The following is a 15,908-nucleotide window of genomic DNA, read 5'->3' as shown; positions in this document are numbered from 1 at the left end:
TCGCCGATGAACGGAGTATAGTTGCCGTCTGCGCCGAACGTGCCGGCCTTGACCGACTTGAACCCGGCATTGGAGCCGTCGAACGTGTAGTGCTTGATCCCGTCCCCGCAGCGGTTCGCCCGGGCGATCGCGAGCTGCGCACCCCAGGATGATTCCTCGGCATGGGAGAACACTGCGTCGATCTCCGGATAGGCGGTCAGCCAGTCCTCCATCAGCTTCACCGCAGGCTCGCGGATCCATTGGCCGTCGCCGGTCACCAGCACCTCGATGTCCGGGTAGTCCTGGAGCACGTTCTCCATGCCCTTGTTGCGGTCGACCGCCGGCGAGGAGCCCTGCAGGCCGGTGATCACCACGATCTTGCCCTTGCCACCCAGGTCGTCGGCCATCTTCTTCGCGACGCCCTCGGCCATGGTGACGTTGCTCTGGCCGATGAACAGGGTCTTGTCGGTCGGCACGTCGCGGTCGAGCACGACCAGCGGCAGGCCCTCGTTCATGACCGCGCGCGCCGCCGGCACCAGGGCCGCCGATTCCACCGGGCTCATGATCACCGCGTCGACCCCGCGAGCGATCAGGTCGCGCACGTCGTTGTTCTGCTTGGCGACGTCGACATTGCCGTCCAGCACTACCAGCTCGATGTTCGGATGCCGGCAAGCCTCGGCCTGCAGCGATTCCAGCATCGACACGCGCCAGGGATGGTTGAACCCGGTCTGCGAGAACCCGATCGTGAGCGGCTTCTCCTCGCCGTCGACGACCACCGGGCCCTCGTCCATCGGCAGGATGTCGGTGAACGGCAGCTTCTCGTAGCGGGCCGCCAGTTCCGCACAGGTCGCGTTGGTGATCGGCAGGCGCTCCTGCGCCGAGGCCGCCGCCAGCGGCAGTACCGCCAGCGCCGAAGTGATCAGGCAGAGAGACTTCAGCATCAGGCGTTCTCCCACGCAGGATCGCACGGTGTTAGGCGCGAGGGCTCCGCACCGGCTTTTTTGTTACCGTAGTAACGAGCCTGATGCTGTCAACACAGGAATACGCCCCATGGCAGAGAGCGGTTAAACGGAAGAATAGCTGCTCAATATCTGGCCTGCCTGCCGCCTTCCGCGGCAGCGGTGCCAGCGTCGCCGGCACGAAGACATGCGTCGGATCTAACAATTGTCAGAATCACAACATGATCTATAGGCTTCTACCGTCACCCCCACAGGATCGGTGCGGCATGGCCATCGGAAAGCAGCAGCGAATCGCCGTCCTCATGGAGCAGGTCGCGCGTCACGGCATGCTCGGCCTGAAGGAGGCCGGGGCACGGCTCGGCGTGTCCGAGATGACGATCCGCCGCGACGTGGCATCGACCGACGGCCGGCTGTCGATCCTGGGCGGGCACATCCTGCCCGAACGGGCCGCCCCGCCCGAGGCCGTCGGCCTGCAGGCCCAGGAGGACGCGCGTGCGGCGAAGATCCGTGCCTGCGAATGGGCCTGTAGCCTGATCGAGCCCGAGGACACGCTGTTCGTGGATTGCGGCACCACGCTCGCGCATCTGGCCAGGCGGCTGCCCCAGGACCGCCGCCTCACCGTCGTCTGCTATGCGCTGAACATCGCGGAAGCGGTGGCTCGCCGCCCCGGCATCCGCCTGGTGCTGATGGGTGGCCTCTACCATGAGGATCCCGGCTCCTTCGAAAGCGACAGCGGACTCGCTACGCTGCGCTCGGTCCGGCTGAACAAGGCGTTCATCTCGGCGGGCGGCATCCATCCCACCCGCGGGGTGAGCTGCACCAACTTCCACGAGGTGCTGGTCAAGCGTGCGGCGATGGAGAATGCCTTGGTCTCCTACTTGGTCGCCGACAGCAGCAAGTTCGGCCGGCTGACTCCGGCCTATTTCGCCGATCTCGCTTCGTTCGCTGCCATCGTGACCGAGGCCGGCATCAGGAAGCCGCCCGCTTCCGACGCGGCGTGATCCGCGCTTCAGATACCAGACAAAACTGTTGCGATCCCATCTCCACCTGTTACATCCCGGCGCATAACGGCAGATAGCCGCACGAGATCAAGGGGAGGCAGGGTGCGTGGCGAGGTGCGCCGGGAGGCGCTGCTTCAATATCTGCGCGTCCACGAGAACGCCACGGTCGATGAGCTGGTCGAGCAGATGCGCGTCAGCAGGATGACGGTGCATCGCGACCTGGATCGTTTGGCCGAGCAGCGCCTGGTCCGCAAGGTCCGGGGCGGCGCCACGCTGACCACGAGCATCCTGTTCGAGGGCGACTATGCCTATCGCGAGCGGCAGAACCGTGCGGAAAAGGCGGCCTTGGCCCAGCGCATGGCCGAGCTGGTCGAGCCCGGCATGGCGGTCGTGCTGGACGATTCCTCCACCGCCGCCAGCATCGTCCCCTTCCTCGAGCACAAGCGGCCGCTCACCGTCATCACCAACGGGCTGAAGGTGATCGAGAGCTTCCGCCGCGCCGACGAGATCACCCTGATCGCGCTGGGCGGCAGGTACGATCCGGTCAGCAACGCGTTCTTCGGCCTGGTCTGCGAGGCGGCGGTGGCGCGGCTGCGCGCCGACCTCGCGATCTTCTCGACCTCGGCGGTGCGCGGCACCAGCGCCTATCTGCACGACCCGGACATCATCCGGGCAAAGCTCGCCATGAAGGCGGCAGCCGAGCGGTCGGTGATCGCCTTCGACCGCTCCAAGGTCGGCCGCTCCGCGCTCAACCTGTTCGCACCGCTGCGTGAGTTCGATTCCGTCCTGGTCACCGAGGGCCTGCCGCCCGAGGTTCGCCAGGCATTGCAGGGAGACGGGGTCCGGCTGGAGCTGGTCACGCCCGGCCCTGGGCCCGGTCATGGGCATTGACGCTCGATGGTTGATCTAGGGAGGCAGGAACGATGACGAAGAAGACCTGGATGGGTGGCGCCAGCGCCGCCGTCGTGCTGGCCATGGCCGGCCTGAGCAGCCCGGCAGGTGCGGCCGAGACGCTGACCTTCATCTGGCATGCCGGCACCTGCGCCGATGCGGTGGTCAACATCGCGAAGGACTACCCCGACAAGAACGTCTCGATCGTCCCGGCCCTGGTCCCCTATGGGCCGGAATGGCACAACAAGATCGCGTCCGAGTTCGCGATCAAGGGTGACGGCTTCGACTTCGCGATGTGGGACAGCCAGTCCACCGCCGAGTTCGCCGGCGGCGGCCATGCCTACTCGATCAACAAGGTCTTCGAGGAATCCGACTATCTGAAGCCGGAGCTGTTCGACCCGGCCTCGCTCGCCCGATATGGCGAGTATCCGGACGGCTCGGGCCAGTACTGGGGCCTGCCGATCAACCAGGACGCCTATGGCTTCATGTGGCGCAAGGACCTGTTCGAGGACCCGGAGGAGCAGGCGGCGTTCAAGGAGAAGTACGGCAAGGACCTCAAGGTCCCGCAGACCTACCAGGACGCCAAGGAGATCGCCGAGTTCTTCACCCGGCCGGACGAGGGCCTGTTCGGCTGGGGGCAGATGGGCGGGCGCGAGTACGACTTCGCCACCACCGCGTCGAACTCGTTCATGTGGTCGTTCGGCGGCGAGCTCTACAATCCCGAGACCTTCGAGGCCAAAGGCTACCTGAACTCGCCGGCCTCGGTCGACGGCGTGCAGTTCTATGTCGACATGTTCGAGTACGGCCCGCCCGGCAGCCAGAACTGGGGCTGGGACGAGGTGAACGCCGCCTTCCAGCAGGGCAAGCTGGCGATGGCGATGCAGTGGTACTACTTCAACGGCTCCAACTCCGACCCGAAGATCAACAAGTTCGCCGAAGTGACCGGCTTCGGCAACCTGCCGGGTGCGATCGGCCGGGACGGCAAGTTCCGCCGCCAATATTCGGTGGGCGGCCAGGGCATGGGCATCAACACCTACTCCAAGAAGATCCCGCAGCTGGTCAAGTTCATGGAGTGGTACTTCCAGCCCGAGCAGCAGAAGCGGTACGCTGCCGTCTGCCAGACCGGCCTGAAGTCGGTGCTGGACGACCCGGAATGGCAGGGACTGAACAGCTACAACAAGCACTTCGCCAAGGCACTGGAATACACCAACGACTACTGGCATCTGCCGGAGTACAATGTCCTGCTCGACATCCTCCAGGAGGAGGTTTCCAACGCGATCTCCGGCAAGAAGACGGTGCAGGAAGCGCTGGACGATGCGGCCGAGCGCCATGAGGAGACCTTCGAGGATGCCGGCTACGAGATCGTCCGCTCCGACGAGACGCCGGAAGTGCCCGACACGGTGATCGCGCCGGTCGGCAAGGACCAGGTCGAGGAACTGCCGACCGACTGACCCCCAGGGGCGGCGCCCGATGAGGGATGCCGCCCCTCCTGGCCACTGGACGCAAGCGAGAGCCCATGTCGCTTCACCGCCAGCCGATCCTGATCCCGGCTATCGTTATCGGCATCTACATGATCTATGCGTGCGGGCCCTTGCTCTGGCTGGTGCTCTCCTCGCTGAAGGACCGCCAGGAGCTGTTCTCTTGGCCGCCCAGCCTGTTCTTCACCCCGGACCTGTCGGGCTACCGGATGGTGTTCGGCATCGGCGAGGCGGCGGAGACCGCGACGGCGCTGGGGCTGACCGACGCCCTGATCAACTCGGTGGTCATCTCCGTCTCCGGCACCGTACTGGCGGTGGCCTTCGGCACACTGGCGGGCTATGCCTGCTCACGCTTCGCCTTTCCGGGCCGCGACGACTTCATGTTCTTCGCGCTCTCGACCCGGATGATCCCGCCGGTCGCGGTGCTGGTCTTCTACCATGTGATGTTCTCGCGCCTGGGCCTGTCTGACACCCGGACCGGGCTGATCCTGGTCGTCACCTTCATCAATCTCGGCCTTGCCACCTGGATCATGAAGGGCTTCTTCGACGGCGTGCCGGAGGAGATCGAGAACATCGCATTGGTGAACGGCTACACGCGGCTCTACGCCTTCTGGAATCTGGTCCTGCCGATGGTGCGCGGCGGCATCGCGGCCACGGCGGGGTTCTGCTTCATCTTCGCCTGGAACGAGTTCGCCTTCTCCACGATCCTCGCCACCACCCAGGCCAAGACCCTGCCGGTCAAGATCTCCTCGGCCACCGGGGCCACCGGCATCGAGTGGGCGCAGATCTGTGCCGCCGGCGTGGTGCTGGTAATCCCGGTCGCGATCTTCTTCTGGCTGATCCGCAAGTACCTGTTGATGGGCATGACCTTCGGCGTGCTGGGAAGGAGCCGGACATGAGGCAGGCCATTCCCGCGAGCCGGGCCACGGCCCATGCCGTGCCGAAGGCCATCTCGGACCGCACGATCTGCGGCCTGTTCATGGCACCGGCCCTGGCCATCCTGATCCTGATGGTGGCCTATCCGTTCATCTCGCTGCTCTACTACTCGACCCTGAACTTCTCGATCCTCAACCCGGCCAAGGGCTCGGAGTTCATCGGGCTGGAGAACTACACGCGGCTCCTGTCGCGCGAATCGGTCTGGGAGCGGTTCGTCTTCACCGGCCAGTTCGTGCTGGCCACGGTCGTGGTGCAGTTCTGCGTCGGCGTGGCGGTCGCCTACGCGTTCCAGCGCAACTTCAGGGGCCGCGATCTGCTGTTCACGATCGCCATGCTGCCGATGATGCTCTGCCCGATCGTGGTGGGCTTTCTTTGGCGCTACATGTTCAATTCCGAGTGGGGCGTGGTAAACTACCTCGTCACGCTCTTGGGCTTCGTCAAGATCGACTGGCTGGGCGTGCCGGGCAACGCGCTCTGGGCGGTGGTGATCGCCGATGCCTGGATGTGGACGCCGTTCGTGATCCTGCTGGCAACGGCGGCGTTCCGGGGCATTCCCACTGACATCAATGAGGCCGCCGAGATCGACGGGGCATCACCCTTCTTCCGCTTCACCCGCGTCACCCTGCCCATGTCGATGCCGATCCTCCTAATCGCCTTCCTCCTGCGCCTGATCGACGCCTTCAAGCAGTCCGACCTGTTCTTCGCCATGACCGGCGGCGGGCCCGGTTCCGACACGGAGACGGTGGCGTTCCGATTGGGCAAGATTGCGTTCAGCCATTTCTATACCGGCCAGGCCTCGGCATTCGCCGTGATCATGCTGGTGATCATCATCGGCCTGTCGCTGATCTTCGTGCGGCTCCTCACCCAGCAGGGCAGGCAAGACTGATGGCGCGCGTGGCTCTCGACCATCTGTCGGTCCGCTTCGGCACGGTCGCCGCGGTGGACGACATCTCGATCGCCTTCGAGCAGGGCGAGTTCATCGTCCTGCTGGGGCCTTCCGGCTGCGGCAAGACCACGACGCTGCGCTGCATCGCCGGACTGGAGCAGCCGACCTCAGGGCAGATCTTCTTCGACCAGGACGAGGTCTCGCACCTGCCGCCTAGAGTGCGCCAGGTGGCAATGGTCTTCCAGTTCGTCTCGCTCTACCCGCACCTGCGCGTGCGCGACAACATCGCCTTCCCCCTGCGGGCCAGGGGCGAAGGGCGAGCGGAGATCGAGCGCAAGATTGCCTGGATGACCAAGATCTTCGACCTCGGCGACATCCTGCACCGCCGGCCGGGGACTCTGCCGCCGGGTGCCCGGCAGAAAGCGGCGCTGGCCCGGGCAGTCGTGCGCGAGCCGCGCGTCCTGCTGTTGGACGAGCCGCTCTCCGCGATCGATGAGCAGTTCCGGGAGGAGATGCGCTGGGAGCTCCGGCACCTGCAGAAGGAGCTGGGCATGACCACGGTCCACGTCACCCACGACCAGCGGGAAGCCATGTCGCTAGCCGACCGGGTCGTGCTGATGCGGGCCGGCAAGATCGTGCAGGCGGGCACGCCCAGGGAGCTGTTCGACGATCCGGTCGACGAGTTCGCCGCCCACTTCATCGGCTCGCCCAGCGTCAACCTGATCGATGCGGCATTCACCGAGGACGGCGTGGCGCTGGGCGAGGCGGGCGTGCCGATCCGGCTGCCGGAGCGTCACCTGGAAGCCCTGCGCCGGAGCGGGCTCCGGCGCGGGCGGATCGGGATTCGGCCGCATTCGCTGACCCCCGCCAGCCAGGGCGACCATGCGGCGGTGCCCGTCGAGCGGCCGATCGCCTACTCGGTGGGACGCGAGCGCTTCCTCGACTTCGAGCTGTCCGGGCAGGTCTGGCGTGGGGTGTTGCCGGCCGATGCCGGCATCAGCCTGCCGGAGCGGATGCATCTCGATCCCGCCCGGATCTTCTACTTCACGCCGGAAGGCGTGCGACTGCCGGTGGCCTGACAATGACCGTGCTTCGCCTGAGCGGCCTGTCCAAGTCCTTCGGCGCCAAGCAGGCGCTCCTGGATGTCGACCTTTCCATGGAGGAAGGCGAGGTCCTGGCGCTGCTGGGTCCGACCGGGGCCGGCAAGACCACCACGCTGCGCTGCATCGCCGGGCTGGAGAAGCCGGACCGGGGCAGCGTCCACCTGGACAACCGGGACGTCACCGCCACCTCGCCGCGCGAGCGCGACGTGGCGGTGGTGTTCGAGGGCTTCAACCTGCTGCCCACCCTGTCCGTGTTCGACAACATCGCCTTCCCCCTGCGCTCGCCGGTCTATCGGCGCCCGGAGGACGAGGTCAGGCGCGAGGTGGCCCAGGCGGCGGCGACGCTCCGGATCGGCCATCTGCTGGACCGGCGGATCGAGCAGCTCTCGGGCGGCGAGAAACAGCGGGTGGCGATCGCCCGTGCCCTGGTGCGCCGGCCGCGCGTCTATCTCCTGGACGAGCCGCTCTCCGCGCTCGACCTGAAGCTGCGCGAAAGCCTGCAGGGCGAGATCAAGGCCATGTACCAGGCCACCGGCGCCACAGTGATCTATGCCTCGCACGACTATCCGAGTGCGGCCGCGATCGCGACGCGGATGGCGCTGATCGAGAAGGGCCGGATCCTGCAGTGCGCCACGATCGGGGAGATCATCGCCGATCCGCGCCATGCCGCGGTCGGCCGGCTGGTCGGCAGCCCGTCCATGGCGCAGTTCCCGGCCCACGTCACCGGGCAGGGCATCGAGATCGACGGGCTGCCCATGCGGCTGCCGGGGCCGGGCGAGGCGGGCGGCAGTCTGCTGGTCGGGATCTGGCCGGAGGATATCGAGCTGACGACGCGGCCGACCGACGGCTATGCCGAGGGGCGGGTCTGGGCCACCGACTTCCGGGGGCGGGACAAGGCGATCGAGGTCCGGGTGGGCAGCCAGCGCTTCCGGAAGGTGGTTGAGCTCGACCTGCAGGCCCAGCAGGGCGACCCGATCTGGTTCCGGCTGCCGCCCGGGCGGGTCTTCCACTTCGATGCCGCCACCGGCGAGCGGATCGACCACGGGCCGACGCGGAGGGCCGCATGAAGCGCCAGTACTGGTACAAGGTCGCTTCCGGCCTGATCCTCCTGGGCGTGGTGCTGATGTGCCAGCCCTTCCTGGTCGAGCTCTACAGCGCGGGCTTCCCCGTGATCCTCCTGGGCGTGGTCCTGTTCAACGTGCTGGACCACCTGCCCGAGCGCAAACCGCACTCCGATTCCCCCTCCTGAGGTGCCCATGACCAAGGTCCAGAAGATCATCAACGATCCGGAAAACATCGTCGCCGAGGTCATCGACGGCCTAGTGCTGGCCTCGCACGGCCGGCTGAGGAAGCTGGAGGACGCGCCGGCCCTGGTGCGGACCGGCATCGAGCCCGGCAAGGTGGCACTGCTGGTGGGCGGCGGGTCGGGGCACGAGCCGATGTACTCGGCCTATGTCGGCAAGGGGCTGGCCGACGCCTCGGTCTGCGGCAACATCTTCGCCTCGCCGCCGCCCAACCATATCCATGCGGCCACGGTGGCGGCGAACCAGGGCAAGGGCGTGCTCTACGTCTACGGCAACTATGCCGGCGACGTGATGAACTTCGACATGGCTGCGGAAATGGCCGCCGAGGACGGCATCGAGGTCCGCACCGTGCTGGTCAATGACGATGTCGCGACCGACCGTCCGGAGGACCGGCGCGGGATCGGCGGCGCCTTCTACATCGTCAAGATCGCCGGGGCCGCATGCGCCGAGGCGAAGTCGCTCGATGAGGCCGAGGCGGTGGTGAACAAAGCCCAGGCCAATACCCGCACGATCGGCGTCGCGGTGCGCGCGGGCTCCCTGCCCGAGACCGGCGAGCCGACCTTCGAGCTGGGCGAGGGCGAGATCGAGATCGGTTTGGGCGTCCATGGCGAGCCGGGCGTGGAGCGCAGGGCGCTGATGCCGGCCGACGAGCTGACCGCGAACATGATCGACCGGCTGGTGAACGACCTGCCGTTCAAGCGGGGCGATCGGGTCGCGATGCTGCTGAACAATCTGGGGGCGACCACCCAGATGGAGCTGCTGATCGTCAACCGGAAGGCCCGGCAGATCCTCCAAGAGAAGGGGATCGAGGTGGCGCGTACTGACATCGGCGCGTACTTCACCTCGCAGGAGATGGCGGGCTTCTCGATCACCCTTATCCGTCTCGACGACGAGCTGGCGCGCCTGATCGAGGCGCCCTGCGAATCGCTTCCCTTCACCCAGCGTTGAGGTTTTCCGATGTCTGACCGCCTGACCGTCGACCAGACCAAGGCCGCACTTGTCGCCGCCGCCGATGCGATCATCGCGTCCACCGAGCGGCTGACCAAGGCCGACCAGGCGATCGGCGACGGCGACCATGGGCTGGGCATGGCGCGCGGCATGAAGGCGGCCAAGGAGGCGCTGGACAAGAAGCCGGCCGCCACGGTGGGCGACCTGTTCAAGACGGTCGGCATGGCGATCGTCAGCACCAGCGGCGGCGCCTCGGGTGCGGTGTTCGGCACGCTGTTCACCGGGGCGGGCAAGGTGCTGACGGCGGACGTGCTGGACGCCGAGAGCTTCGCCACGGCGCTCCTCGAGGGGCAGAAGGCGGTGCAGGCGCGCGGCAAGGCGGAGCCCGGGCACAAGACCATGCTGGATGCGCTGGCGCCCGCCGCCGAGGCGGCCCGGGCCAATGCCGCCGCCGGCCTGCCGGCTGCGGCCCGCGCTGCGGCCAAGGCGGCCGCGGAAGGGGCCGAGCGCACCAAGGACATGGTCGCCCAGTTCGGCCGGGCGCGCACGCTGGGCGACCGGGCGCTGGGCCACCCCGACCCGGGTGCCATCTCGGTGACCATCATCCTGGACGCGTTCGCCACCGCCGCCGGGGGCTGAGCCCGCCTGTCCGCGGACAGCTCTCTCCGTCCCTGCTTCCGGCAGAGTGAGGGGAGTGGGCGGTCGCCGGTTCGTTTCGCCGGGATGGCGCGAGGTACGTCTCGGGTTCGATCGTGCAAAAATGCATGTCGACAGCGCGCGGGCCGTATTCGCCTTTCCGGATCATCCCCCGCGGAGGCGGGGGATCTACCACTACTGGCGTCCACCGGTAGTTCCCCCGGACGAGCCGGGGGATGACGAAAGGGGGCAGTGCCGGCTCGAGCTTGTTTTGCCGGAGTGCTGTCTCGGCTCGCTCGGGTTCGATCGTGCAGATCGTGGATGAATGCAGGCTTGTGACGGATGCCGTGGCCTGGCTCGGGTTCGTTTGTGCAGATTGCGGATGAGGCAGGCCAGGCACTTCTCGGGGCCCGTCTCGGGTTCGATTGTGCAAAACTTGCTGTGGCGCTGAGGCGAGGTGACGGCATCGGCGCATCCTGCAGGCAGGGCCACAGGATAGCATGCTGAGGCATGCTGTCCTATCGTGCTGATGCATTTGGCCGGACCCGCTGAAGTCCCAGGCGGCCTGGCAACGGCCAAGCAAGTTCGAAGCAGATCGGGCCGTGCTGCAGGGCGGGCCGAACGACGTATCGCTGCGATCCTGGCAGCGGACGTGGTCGGTTGCTCGGCCCTCATGGAGCGGGACGAGGACCGTGCACTCGCCTGGCTGAAGGCGCATCGCCACGACATCATCGACCCGCTGAACACCGAATAGCAGCGCTGGACCGTCAAGCGGATGGGGTGACGGCACACGCTGGTCGAGTTCGCGACGGTGAATCGCCCAGTGGATTTCCCCGTTGACTTAGAGCGCACTCGAACTCGTAGATGGCTGGTCGTCCAAGACGTCGAAGGCAGGCGATGAGGATCGGAGACCTGGCTGAAGCCTGCGGGCTGAGCGTGCATACCATCCGCTACTACGAGCGGATCGGGCTGCTTCCCTACGCCCCGCGCGGGCGGGGCGGGCGGCGCGACTATGACCAGGGTATCCTGGTCTGGATCCGCTTCATCGGCCATCTCCGGGCAACCGGGATGCCGATCCGCGAGATGCTGCGCTATGCAAAGCTGCGGACGGCCGGGGCCGGCACCGAGGACGAGCGCCGCCAGATCCTGGAGGTGCATCGCGACCGGGTCCGCGCCGATCTCGCCGAGCTCAAGGCCTGCCTTCGCGTCCTCGACCAGAAGATCGCCGCTTATGGCGCACCATCCGAAGAGGACGACGACCATGCCGACCAATCCCCAGTCCGACGACCGCTACCAGCGCGGCCTGAAGGCCCTGTCCGAGATCGACGGCCAGGCCGGTGAACGGGTCATCACCGCGATGGCAGACATCGCCCCCGATTTCGCGCGGATGCTGATCGAGTTCCCGTTCGGGGACGTGTACACGCGGCCGGGCCTGGACCTGCGCTCGCGCGAGGTCGCCACGATTGCGGCGCTGACCGCCATGGGCACGGCCACGCCCCAGCTCGAGGTGCATATCGAGGCCGGGCTGAACGTGGGGCTGAGCCAGGAGGAGATCGTCGAGACGATCATCCAGATGGCGGTCTATGCCGGCTTCCCCGCGGCCCTGAACGGGCTGTTCGCGGCCAAGCGGGTATTCGCCGCCCGTGCTGGCCACGAGGCGGCATAGACTTCCACCGGGTCAGCGGGCCGGATGGCGCACCGTCAGCGCGGATACCTCGCTCAGGGTGACCTGGACCTGGTCGCCCGGCTGGAGGCGTGCCGCCCTGGCCTGCATGGCTGGATCCTGGATCTCCGCCTGCTCCTGGACGCCATCCGGAGCGGTGAAGGTAACGATGTGGGTGGCCGGGTCGTAGCTGTCGATCGTCACGGTCGTGGTGAGCGAGCTGCCAACCGCCATGCCGGGCATGGCGCCTTCGGGCGTGCGCATGACGCCCTGGTCCAGGATCTCGGTGGGCGCGCCGGCGGGGCTGTCGGCCGAGCCTACCCTCAGCGCCGAAAGCTCGGCGACATAGGTGACCACGACCTCGTCGCCGATCCGGACCTGCTGCAGGTTGCGGACATCCGGCGGCGCATAGATCTGCACGCGGCTGCCATCGGGCCGGCGCAGGGTAACCAGCCGGCTGGTCATGTCGATCTCCTCGACGATCGCCAGCACTTCCTCCTCCGTCACCGAGGAGGTGACGGGCGGGGGATTGCTCGGCACGGGGGTGGAGGCCGGCTGCGGCGGCGGCGGGGCGGCGGTGCAGGCGGCGAGCAGCAGGCCCGCGGCAGCGGCGACGATCACGGAACGCATCCTGGCCTCCCTGGCATGGCTGCTCTGGCCGGCAGCACGTGATCTGGGTCCTGCCATGAAAATGCCGGCATGGGAACGCGCTGCGGCCGCTCAGGCGGCCTGGGGCACCCGATGCCATCGTCGGAAGTGTTCGACGATCCGCTCCTCCAGTTCGTCCAGGGCGAGCGAGCGGCGGCCGGCCGCGCGCTGGAGCAGGAGCTGCACGTCCGGGAGGGCTGGAAACCCGTCGGCGGGTCCGAACGAGCGCAGGCTGGCGGTCAGGTTGCTGCTGGCCAGGCAGGAGATGGCGAGGCCCGCTTCCATTGCGGCATAGATGCCGGCGATCGACACCGAGGTGACCGCGATGCGCGCCTCGCGGCCCTGCTCGGCCAGCGTCCGCAGCATGGCGGTGCGAAAGCAGCAATGCTCGCCGAACACCGCGAGCGGCAAGGGATCGCGCTCGTGCGCGCAGTGCTGGCGCGAGCCCATCCACATGAGCGGCTCGGCATGGACGATCGTGCCGCCGACCTCGCCATTGCCGCGAGTGGTGAGGGCGATGTCGACGCTGCCCTCACGGATCCGCTGCGAGAGCGTCATCGAAGGCTCGCAGACCACGTTCAGGGTGAGCTTCGGGTTGGCTTCGGTGAACAGGCTGAGGATCGATGGCAGGTAGGTGGCGGCATAGTCGTCGGGCGTGCCGATGGTGACCTCGCCGGCCAGCTCGCGCTCGGAAAATTCCGCGATCGCCTCGCGGTGGGCGCGCAGGATCCGGCGCGCATGCACCAACAGCGTCTCGCCGGCGGGCGTGAGGCTGACATTGCGGCCCTCGCGCGTGAACAAGGGCCGGCCGACCGTGTCCTCTAGCCGCTTCACCTGCATGCTCACCGCGGACTGGCTGCGCAGCACACGCTCCGCAGCACCGGTGAAGCTGCCGGTCTCGGCGATCGCCACCAGCGTCGCCAGCAGGTCGGGATCGAGCATCCGGTCCATGGTCGAACTCACATCAACTTCGTTGAAGCGAACCATCAATATTATGCGTTGGATTGATGGGAGCCGCCAGCGCATATTCTCGGATGTGAGGTCGGTGGACCTCCCCCCTGATGGAGAAGGTGACATGCATGCCGAGAGCAACCGGCAGGTGACCACGCACGCCCTGTCCTCGACCTTCCAGCTTTCCGGTGGTGCCTGCACGGCATCCGTGCGCAGCAAGATCGTCGCGGATGGGGCAAGGGTCGCAGGTCGCGCGCAGCCGGCTGGCATCGTTACCCGCCTGCTGCGCCTGTGGACCGACTGGCGAGCGCGCCGCGACCTGCAGCGCTTGCCGGACCATGTCCTGAGCGACATCGGCCTGACCCGGGCCGATGTGGAGCGCGAGGCTCTGCAGCCGTTCTGGACGCCGCTCGACTACGACACGCTGGAGACCCAGCGCCGCCGTGCGGCCATGACCCGGTCCAACCGCTACTACTGAGCCCCCCTGCAGGCACCACGCCCGGCCGCTTTCCCCCGACGGCCGGGTGTGGGTGCTTGCCTTCCCGTGGCCGATCGGGTGAAGAGCCCCCGTGTCCGGCGCGGGAGATCGAGATGCAGCGCGACTTCGACCTGTTGGCCTTCGGCGAGCCGCTGATGGAGTTCGCCGAGGTCACTAGGGAAGGGGAGCATCTGTTCCTGCCGGGCCTGGGCGGCGACACGTCCAACGTGATCGTGGCGGCGGCCCGCCAGGGGGCACGCACCGCGTTCATGGGTGCGGTGGGCGACGACCCGTTCGGCCGGCGCTTCCTGAAGCTGTGGGACCGCGAAGGGGTGGACCGCAGCTTCGTGCGCACGCCCAAGGGCAGCCAGACCGGGATCTATTTCATCTCTTATGGCCCAGACGGCCACGAGTTCTCCTACCGGCGCGCCGGTTCCGCTTCGGCACTGGTGGAACCGGACGATGTGCCGGCGGAACTGGTCCGGCGCTCGGCCATCCTGCATGTCTCGGGCATCAGCCAGGCGATCTCGACCTCGGCCTGCGATGCCGTGTTCCACGCGATCCGGATCGCGCGGGACGCCGGTACGATCGTGGCCTATGACCCGAACCTGCGCCTGCGCCTCTGGCCGCTCGACCGGGCACGCGCGATCGTGGATGCCACCGCGCGCCTGACCGATCTGCTCCTGCCCGGCCTGGACGACGCGCGCCAGCTCACCGGCCTGGATGAGCCCGAGGCGATCTGCCGCCATTATCTGGCGATGGGCCCGGAAGTGGTAGCGCTGACCATGGGCAAGGACGGCACCATGGTCGCCACGCGGGAGCGGATGGCAGTGACCCCGGCCTTCCCGGTCCAGGCGGTGGATGCCACGGGGGCGGGCGACGTGTTCGACGGCTCGTTCCTGGTGCGCTGGCAGGCCGAACGCGACCCGTTCGCCGCCGCCCGCTACGCCAATGCCGCGGCCGCCCTGTCCACGCTCGGCCATGGCGCGGTAGCACCCATCCCGACCCGGGCCGATGTCCAGGCCTTCCTGGCCAAGACGGACCGGCTGGCGCAGATGGATCGGGGGAAAGCCTAGCCGAACTCCGGGCGGCGCTTGGCGAAGAAGGCGGCCCGGCCCTCGCGAAAATCGTCGCTCGCGACCGCTTGGTCGCGCAGCTCCTCCATCCAGGGCGCATGGGGCAGCCGGGCGGCCGCCGCTGCCACCAGCCGCTTGCTGGCGCGATGGGTCACGGCGGAGAGGGCCGCGATCTCTTCAGCCAGTTCCATGGCGGCATCGCCGGCCGGACCGTCCGCGGCCCGTTCGGCGAGACCGATGCGCACCGCCTCGGCACTGTCCACCGCCCTTGCGGTGAACAGCAGCTCCTTGGCGCGCGCCGGGCCGACCACGTCCACCAGCGCCTGGGTCTCGCCGATCCCGTAGACCAGGCCGAGCTTGGCCGGCGGCGCGCAGAACCGGGCATCGGCCGCGGCCATCCGCAGGTCGCAGACGGTGGCGAGCATCAGGCCCGCGCCGAAGCAGACCCCGTCGACCGCCGCGATGGTCGGGATCGGCAGGTCGCGCACCGCCTGGAGCGCCCGGTCGACCAGCTCGTGGAAGCGGCGGGTAGCCTCCGGGTCGGTCAGGCTGGTCTGGAGCATCTCGATGTCGTTGCCCGACGAGAACGCCCCGCCGGCACCGTCCACCACTAGGGCCCGGACCTCCCCGGGAAGACCGGTCGCAAGCTCGGCCAGACGGGTCCACATCGCCTCGGTCAGCGCGTTGCGGCGCTCGGGCCGATCGAGCGTGATCCGCCCGACCCGGCCATGGAGGGTCCAGCGGACGTGATCATCGGCTGCCATGGCTTGCTCCGCTGCGTCCGGCCGGTGCCGCCGGCACCGGCCCGAACTCGTTGCTCTCCGCCATGCCCCTGGCGAGCAGCAGCCACAGGAGGAAGCCTAGGCAGCCGGCCAGCAGCAGCGCCGTGCCCAGGGCCGCGGCCAGCGGCTGACCGGCGGCCAGCAGGGCCACGCCCAGGATGCTGGCGCCGAACGGTACCGCCTGCAGCC

19 protein-coding genes are annotated in these 15,908 nt (G+C 67.9%); 14 read left to right on the top strand and 5 right to left on the bottom strand.

What is annotated here, in order from left to right; all coding sequences use genetic code 11:
• Positions 1-920, bottom strand: a 920-nt coding sequence (locus EQG76_RS20075) for a substrate-binding domain-containing protein (protein ID WP_159716125.1), incomplete at its 3' end; no start/stop codon positions are given.
• Between the two features lie 284 nt (positions 921-1,204).
• On the opposite strand from EQG76_RS20075, the gene EQG76_RS20070 reads away from it, so the two are divergent.
• The 12 genes from EQG76_RS20070 to EQG76_RS20015 all read left to right on the top strand — a co-directional run bounded on the left by EQG76_RS20070 (position 1,205) and on the right by EQG76_RS20015 (position 11,787).
• Positions 1,205-1,939 carry a DeoR/GlpR family DNA-binding transcription regulator gene (locus EQG76_RS20070; RefSeq protein ID WP_159716124.1) on the top strand — a complete coding sequence of 245 codons (735 nt, stop codon included), beginning with the start codon at positions 1,205-1,207 and terminating at the stop codon, positions 1,937-1,939.
• 102 nt (positions 1,940-2,041) lie between these two features.
• On the top strand, positions 2,042-2,830 hold the full coding sequence (locus EQG76_RS20065) for a DeoR/GlpR family DNA-binding transcription regulator (protein ID WP_159716123.1): 789 nt from the start codon (positions 2,042-2,044) through the stop codon (positions 2,828-2,830).
• Between the two features lie 32 nt (positions 2,831-2,862).
• On the top strand, positions 2,863-4,281 hold the full coding sequence (locus tag EQG76_RS20060) for an ABC transporter substrate-binding protein (RefSeq protein WP_159716122.1): 1,419 nt from the start codon (positions 2,863-2,865) through the stop codon (positions 4,279-4,281).
• Between the two features lie 65 nt (positions 4,282-4,346).
• Positions 4,347-5,207 carry a carbohydrate ABC transporter permease gene (locus EQG76_RS20055; RefSeq protein ID WP_159716121.1) on the top strand — a complete coding sequence of 287 codons (861 nt, stop codon included), beginning with the start codon at positions 4,347-4,349 and terminating at the stop codon, positions 5,205-5,207.
• Positions 5,204-6,130: a carbohydrate ABC transporter permease gene (locus EQG76_RS20050; RefSeq protein WP_159716120.1), complete on the top strand. Its 927-nt coding sequence runs from the start codon at positions 5,204-5,206 to the stop codon at positions 6,128-6,130. Before EQG76_RS20055 ends, EQG76_RS20050 begins: the two co-directional genes overlap by 4 nt.
• Positions 6,130-7,209 carry an ABC transporter ATP-binding protein gene (locus tag EQG76_RS20045; protein WP_159716119.1) on the top strand — a complete coding sequence of 360 codons (1,080 nt, stop codon included), beginning with the start codon at positions 6,130-6,132 and terminating at the stop codon, positions 7,207-7,209. Before EQG76_RS20050 ends, EQG76_RS20045 begins: the two co-directional genes overlap by 1 nt.
• A 2-nt stretch (positions 7,210-7,211) precedes the next feature.
• Positions 7,212-8,300: an ABC transporter ATP-binding protein gene (locus EQG76_RS20040; protein WP_159716118.1), complete on the top strand. Its 1,089-nt coding sequence runs from the start codon at positions 7,212-7,214 to the stop codon at positions 8,298-8,300.
• Positions 8,297-8,482: a hypothetical protein gene (locus EQG76_RS20035; protein WP_159716117.1), complete on the top strand. Its 186-nt coding sequence runs from the start codon at positions 8,297-8,299 to the stop codon at positions 8,480-8,482. Before EQG76_RS20040 ends, EQG76_RS20035 begins: the two co-directional genes overlap by 4 nt.
• A 7-nt stretch (positions 8,483-8,489) precedes the next feature.
• Positions 8,490-9,485: a dihydroxyacetone kinase subunit DhaK gene (locus EQG76_RS20030; protein WP_159716116.1), complete on the top strand. Its 996-nt coding sequence runs from the start codon at positions 8,490-8,492 to the stop codon at positions 9,483-9,485.
• A 9-nt stretch (positions 9,486-9,494) separates the two neighbouring features.
• Positions 9,495-10,124 (top strand): dihydroxyacetone kinase subunit DhaL, encoded by a 630-nt coding sequence (gene dhaL, locus EQG76_RS20025; RefSeq protein ID WP_159716115.1) that lies wholly within the window; start codon positions 9,495-9,497, stop codon positions 10,122-10,124.
• Between the two features lie 894 nt (positions 10,125-11,018).
• Positions 11,019-11,462 carry a MerR family transcriptional regulator gene (locus tag EQG76_RS20020; RefSeq protein WP_159716114.1) on the top strand — a complete coding sequence of 148 codons (444 nt, stop codon included), beginning with the start codon at positions 11,019-11,021 and terminating at the stop codon, positions 11,460-11,462.
• Positions 11,383-11,787: a carboxymuconolactone decarboxylase family protein gene (locus EQG76_RS20015; protein WP_159716113.1), complete on the top strand. Its 405-nt coding sequence runs from the start codon at positions 11,383-11,385 to the stop codon at positions 11,785-11,787. Before EQG76_RS20020 ends, EQG76_RS20015 begins: the two co-directional genes overlap by 80 nt.
• A 12-nt stretch (positions 11,788-11,799) precedes the next feature.
• Here the strand turns inward: EQG76_RS20015 and EQG76_RS20010 are convergent, their stop codons facing one another.
• Together EQG76_RS20010 and EQG76_RS20005 are read right to left on the bottom strand one after the other, a co-directional pair.
• The gene (locus tag EQG76_RS20010) at positions 11,800-12,414 is read right to left on the bottom strand and encodes a hypothetical protein (RefSeq protein WP_159716112.1); all 615 of its coding nucleotides are present in this window, start codon (positions 12,412-12,414) and stop codon (positions 11,800-11,802) included.
• 90 nt (positions 12,415-12,504) lie between these two features.
• The gene (locus tag EQG76_RS20005) at positions 12,505-13,419 is read right to left on the bottom strand and encodes a LysR substrate-binding domain-containing protein (protein ID WP_159716111.1); all 915 of its coding nucleotides are present in this window, start codon (positions 13,417-13,419) and stop codon (positions 12,505-12,507) included.
• Positions 13,420-13,507: 88 nt separating this feature from the next.
• Between EQG76_RS20005 and EQG76_RS20000 the strand changes: the two genes are divergently transcribed.
• A complete protein-coding gene (locus EQG76_RS20000; protein WP_159716110.1) occupies positions 13,508-13,861 on the top strand; it encodes a DUF1127 domain-containing protein in 354 nt (117 codons plus the stop codon).
• A gap of 113 nt (positions 13,862-13,974) precedes the next feature.
• Positions 13,975-14,937: a sugar kinase gene (locus EQG76_RS19995; protein ID WP_159716109.1), complete on the top strand. Its 963-nt coding sequence runs from the start codon at positions 13,975-13,977 to the stop codon at positions 14,935-14,937.
• Here the strand turns inward: EQG76_RS19995 and EQG76_RS19990 are convergent.
• Together EQG76_RS19990 and EQG76_RS19985 are read right to left on the bottom strand one after the other, a co-directional pair.
• Positions 14,934-15,701 (bottom strand): enoyl-CoA hydratase/isomerase family protein, encoded by a 768-nt coding sequence (locus EQG76_RS19990; protein WP_159716108.1) that lies wholly within the window; start codon positions 15,699-15,701, stop codon positions 14,934-14,936. The genes EQG76_RS19995 and EQG76_RS19990 overlap by 4 nt on opposite strands.
• A partial coding sequence (locus tag EQG76_RS19985) for a hypothetical protein (protein ID WP_159716107.1) occupies positions 15,688-15,908 on the bottom strand: 221 nt, incomplete at its 5' end. The genes EQG76_RS19985 and EQG76_RS19990, both read right to left, overlap by 14 nt.

It is taken from the genome of Geminicoccus flavidas (assembly GCF_009806515.1).
Taxonomy (GTDB): domain Bacteria; phylum Pseudomonadota; class Alphaproteobacteria; order Geminicoccales; family Geminicoccaceae; genus Geminicoccus; species Geminicoccus flavidus.
The sequence above is the reverse complement of the archived record's forward strand: the minus strand, read 5'-3'. Positions and strand labels throughout refer to the sequence as shown.

Excerpts from the sequence above, each read along its gene's own strand:
- EQG76_RS20060 (WP_159716122.1), top strand. The coding sequence starts at position 2,863 with ATGACGAAGAAGACCTGGATGGGTGGCGCCAGCGCCGCCGTCGTGCTG.
- EQG76_RS20015 (WP_159716113.1), top strand. The coding sequence starts at position 11,383 with ATGCCGACCAATCCCCAGTCCGACGACCGCTACCAGCGCGGCCTGAAG.
- EQG76_RS20050 (WP_159716120.1), top strand. The coding sequence starts at position 5,204 with ATGAGGCAGGCCATTCCCGCGAGCCGGGCCACGGCCCATGCCGTGCCG.
- EQG76_RS20030 (WP_159716116.1), top strand. The coding sequence starts at position 8,490 with ATGACCAAGGTCCAGAAGATCATCAACGATCCGGAAAACATCGTCGCC.
- EQG76_RS20035 (WP_159716117.1), top strand. The coding sequence starts at position 8,297 with ATGAAGCGCCAGTACTGGTACAAGGTCGCTTCCGGCCTGATCCTCCTG.
- EQG76_RS20070 (WP_159716124.1), top strand. The coding sequence starts at position 1,205 with ATGGCCATCGGAAAGCAGCAGCGAATCGCCGTCCTCATGGAGCAGGTC.
- EQG76_RS20040 (WP_159716118.1), top strand. The coding sequence starts at position 7,212 with ATGACCGTGCTTCGCCTGAGCGGCCTGTCCAAGTCCTTCGGCGCCAAG.
- EQG76_RS20020 (WP_159716114.1), top strand. The coding sequence starts at position 11,019 with ATGAGGATCGGAGACCTGGCTGAAGCCTGCGGGCTGAGCGTGCATACC.
- EQG76_RS20010 (WP_159716112.1), bottom strand. The coding sequence starts at position 12,414 with ATGCGTTCCGTGATCGTCGCCGCTGCCGCGGGCCTGCTGCTCGCCGCC.
- EQG76_RS19995 (WP_159716109.1), top strand. The coding sequence starts at position 13,975 with ATGCAGCGCGACTTCGACCTGTTGGCCTTCGGCGAGCCGCTGATGGAG.
- EQG76_RS20000 (WP_159716110.1), top strand. The coding sequence starts at position 13,508 with ATGCATGCCGAGAGCAACCGGCAGGTGACCACGCACGCCCTGTCCTCG.
- EQG76_RS19990 (WP_159716108.1), bottom strand. The coding sequence starts at position 15,701 with ATGGCAGCCGATGATCACGTCCGCTGGACCCTCCATGGCCGGGTCGGG.
- EQG76_RS20045 (WP_159716119.1), top strand. The coding sequence starts at position 6,130 with ATGGCGCGCGTGGCTCTCGACCATCTGTCGGTCCGCTTCGGCACGGTC.
- EQG76_RS20005 (WP_159716111.1), bottom strand. The coding sequence starts at position 13,419 with ATGGTTCGCTTCAACGAAGTTGATGTGAGTTCGACCATGGACCGGATG.
- EQG76_RS20055 (WP_159716121.1), top strand. The coding sequence starts at position 4,347 with ATGTCGCTTCACCGCCAGCCGATCCTGATCCCGGCTATCGTTATCGGC.
- dhaL (WP_159716115.1), top strand. The coding sequence starts at position 9,495 with ATGTCTGACCGCCTGACCGTCGACCAGACCAAGGCCGCACTTGTCGCC.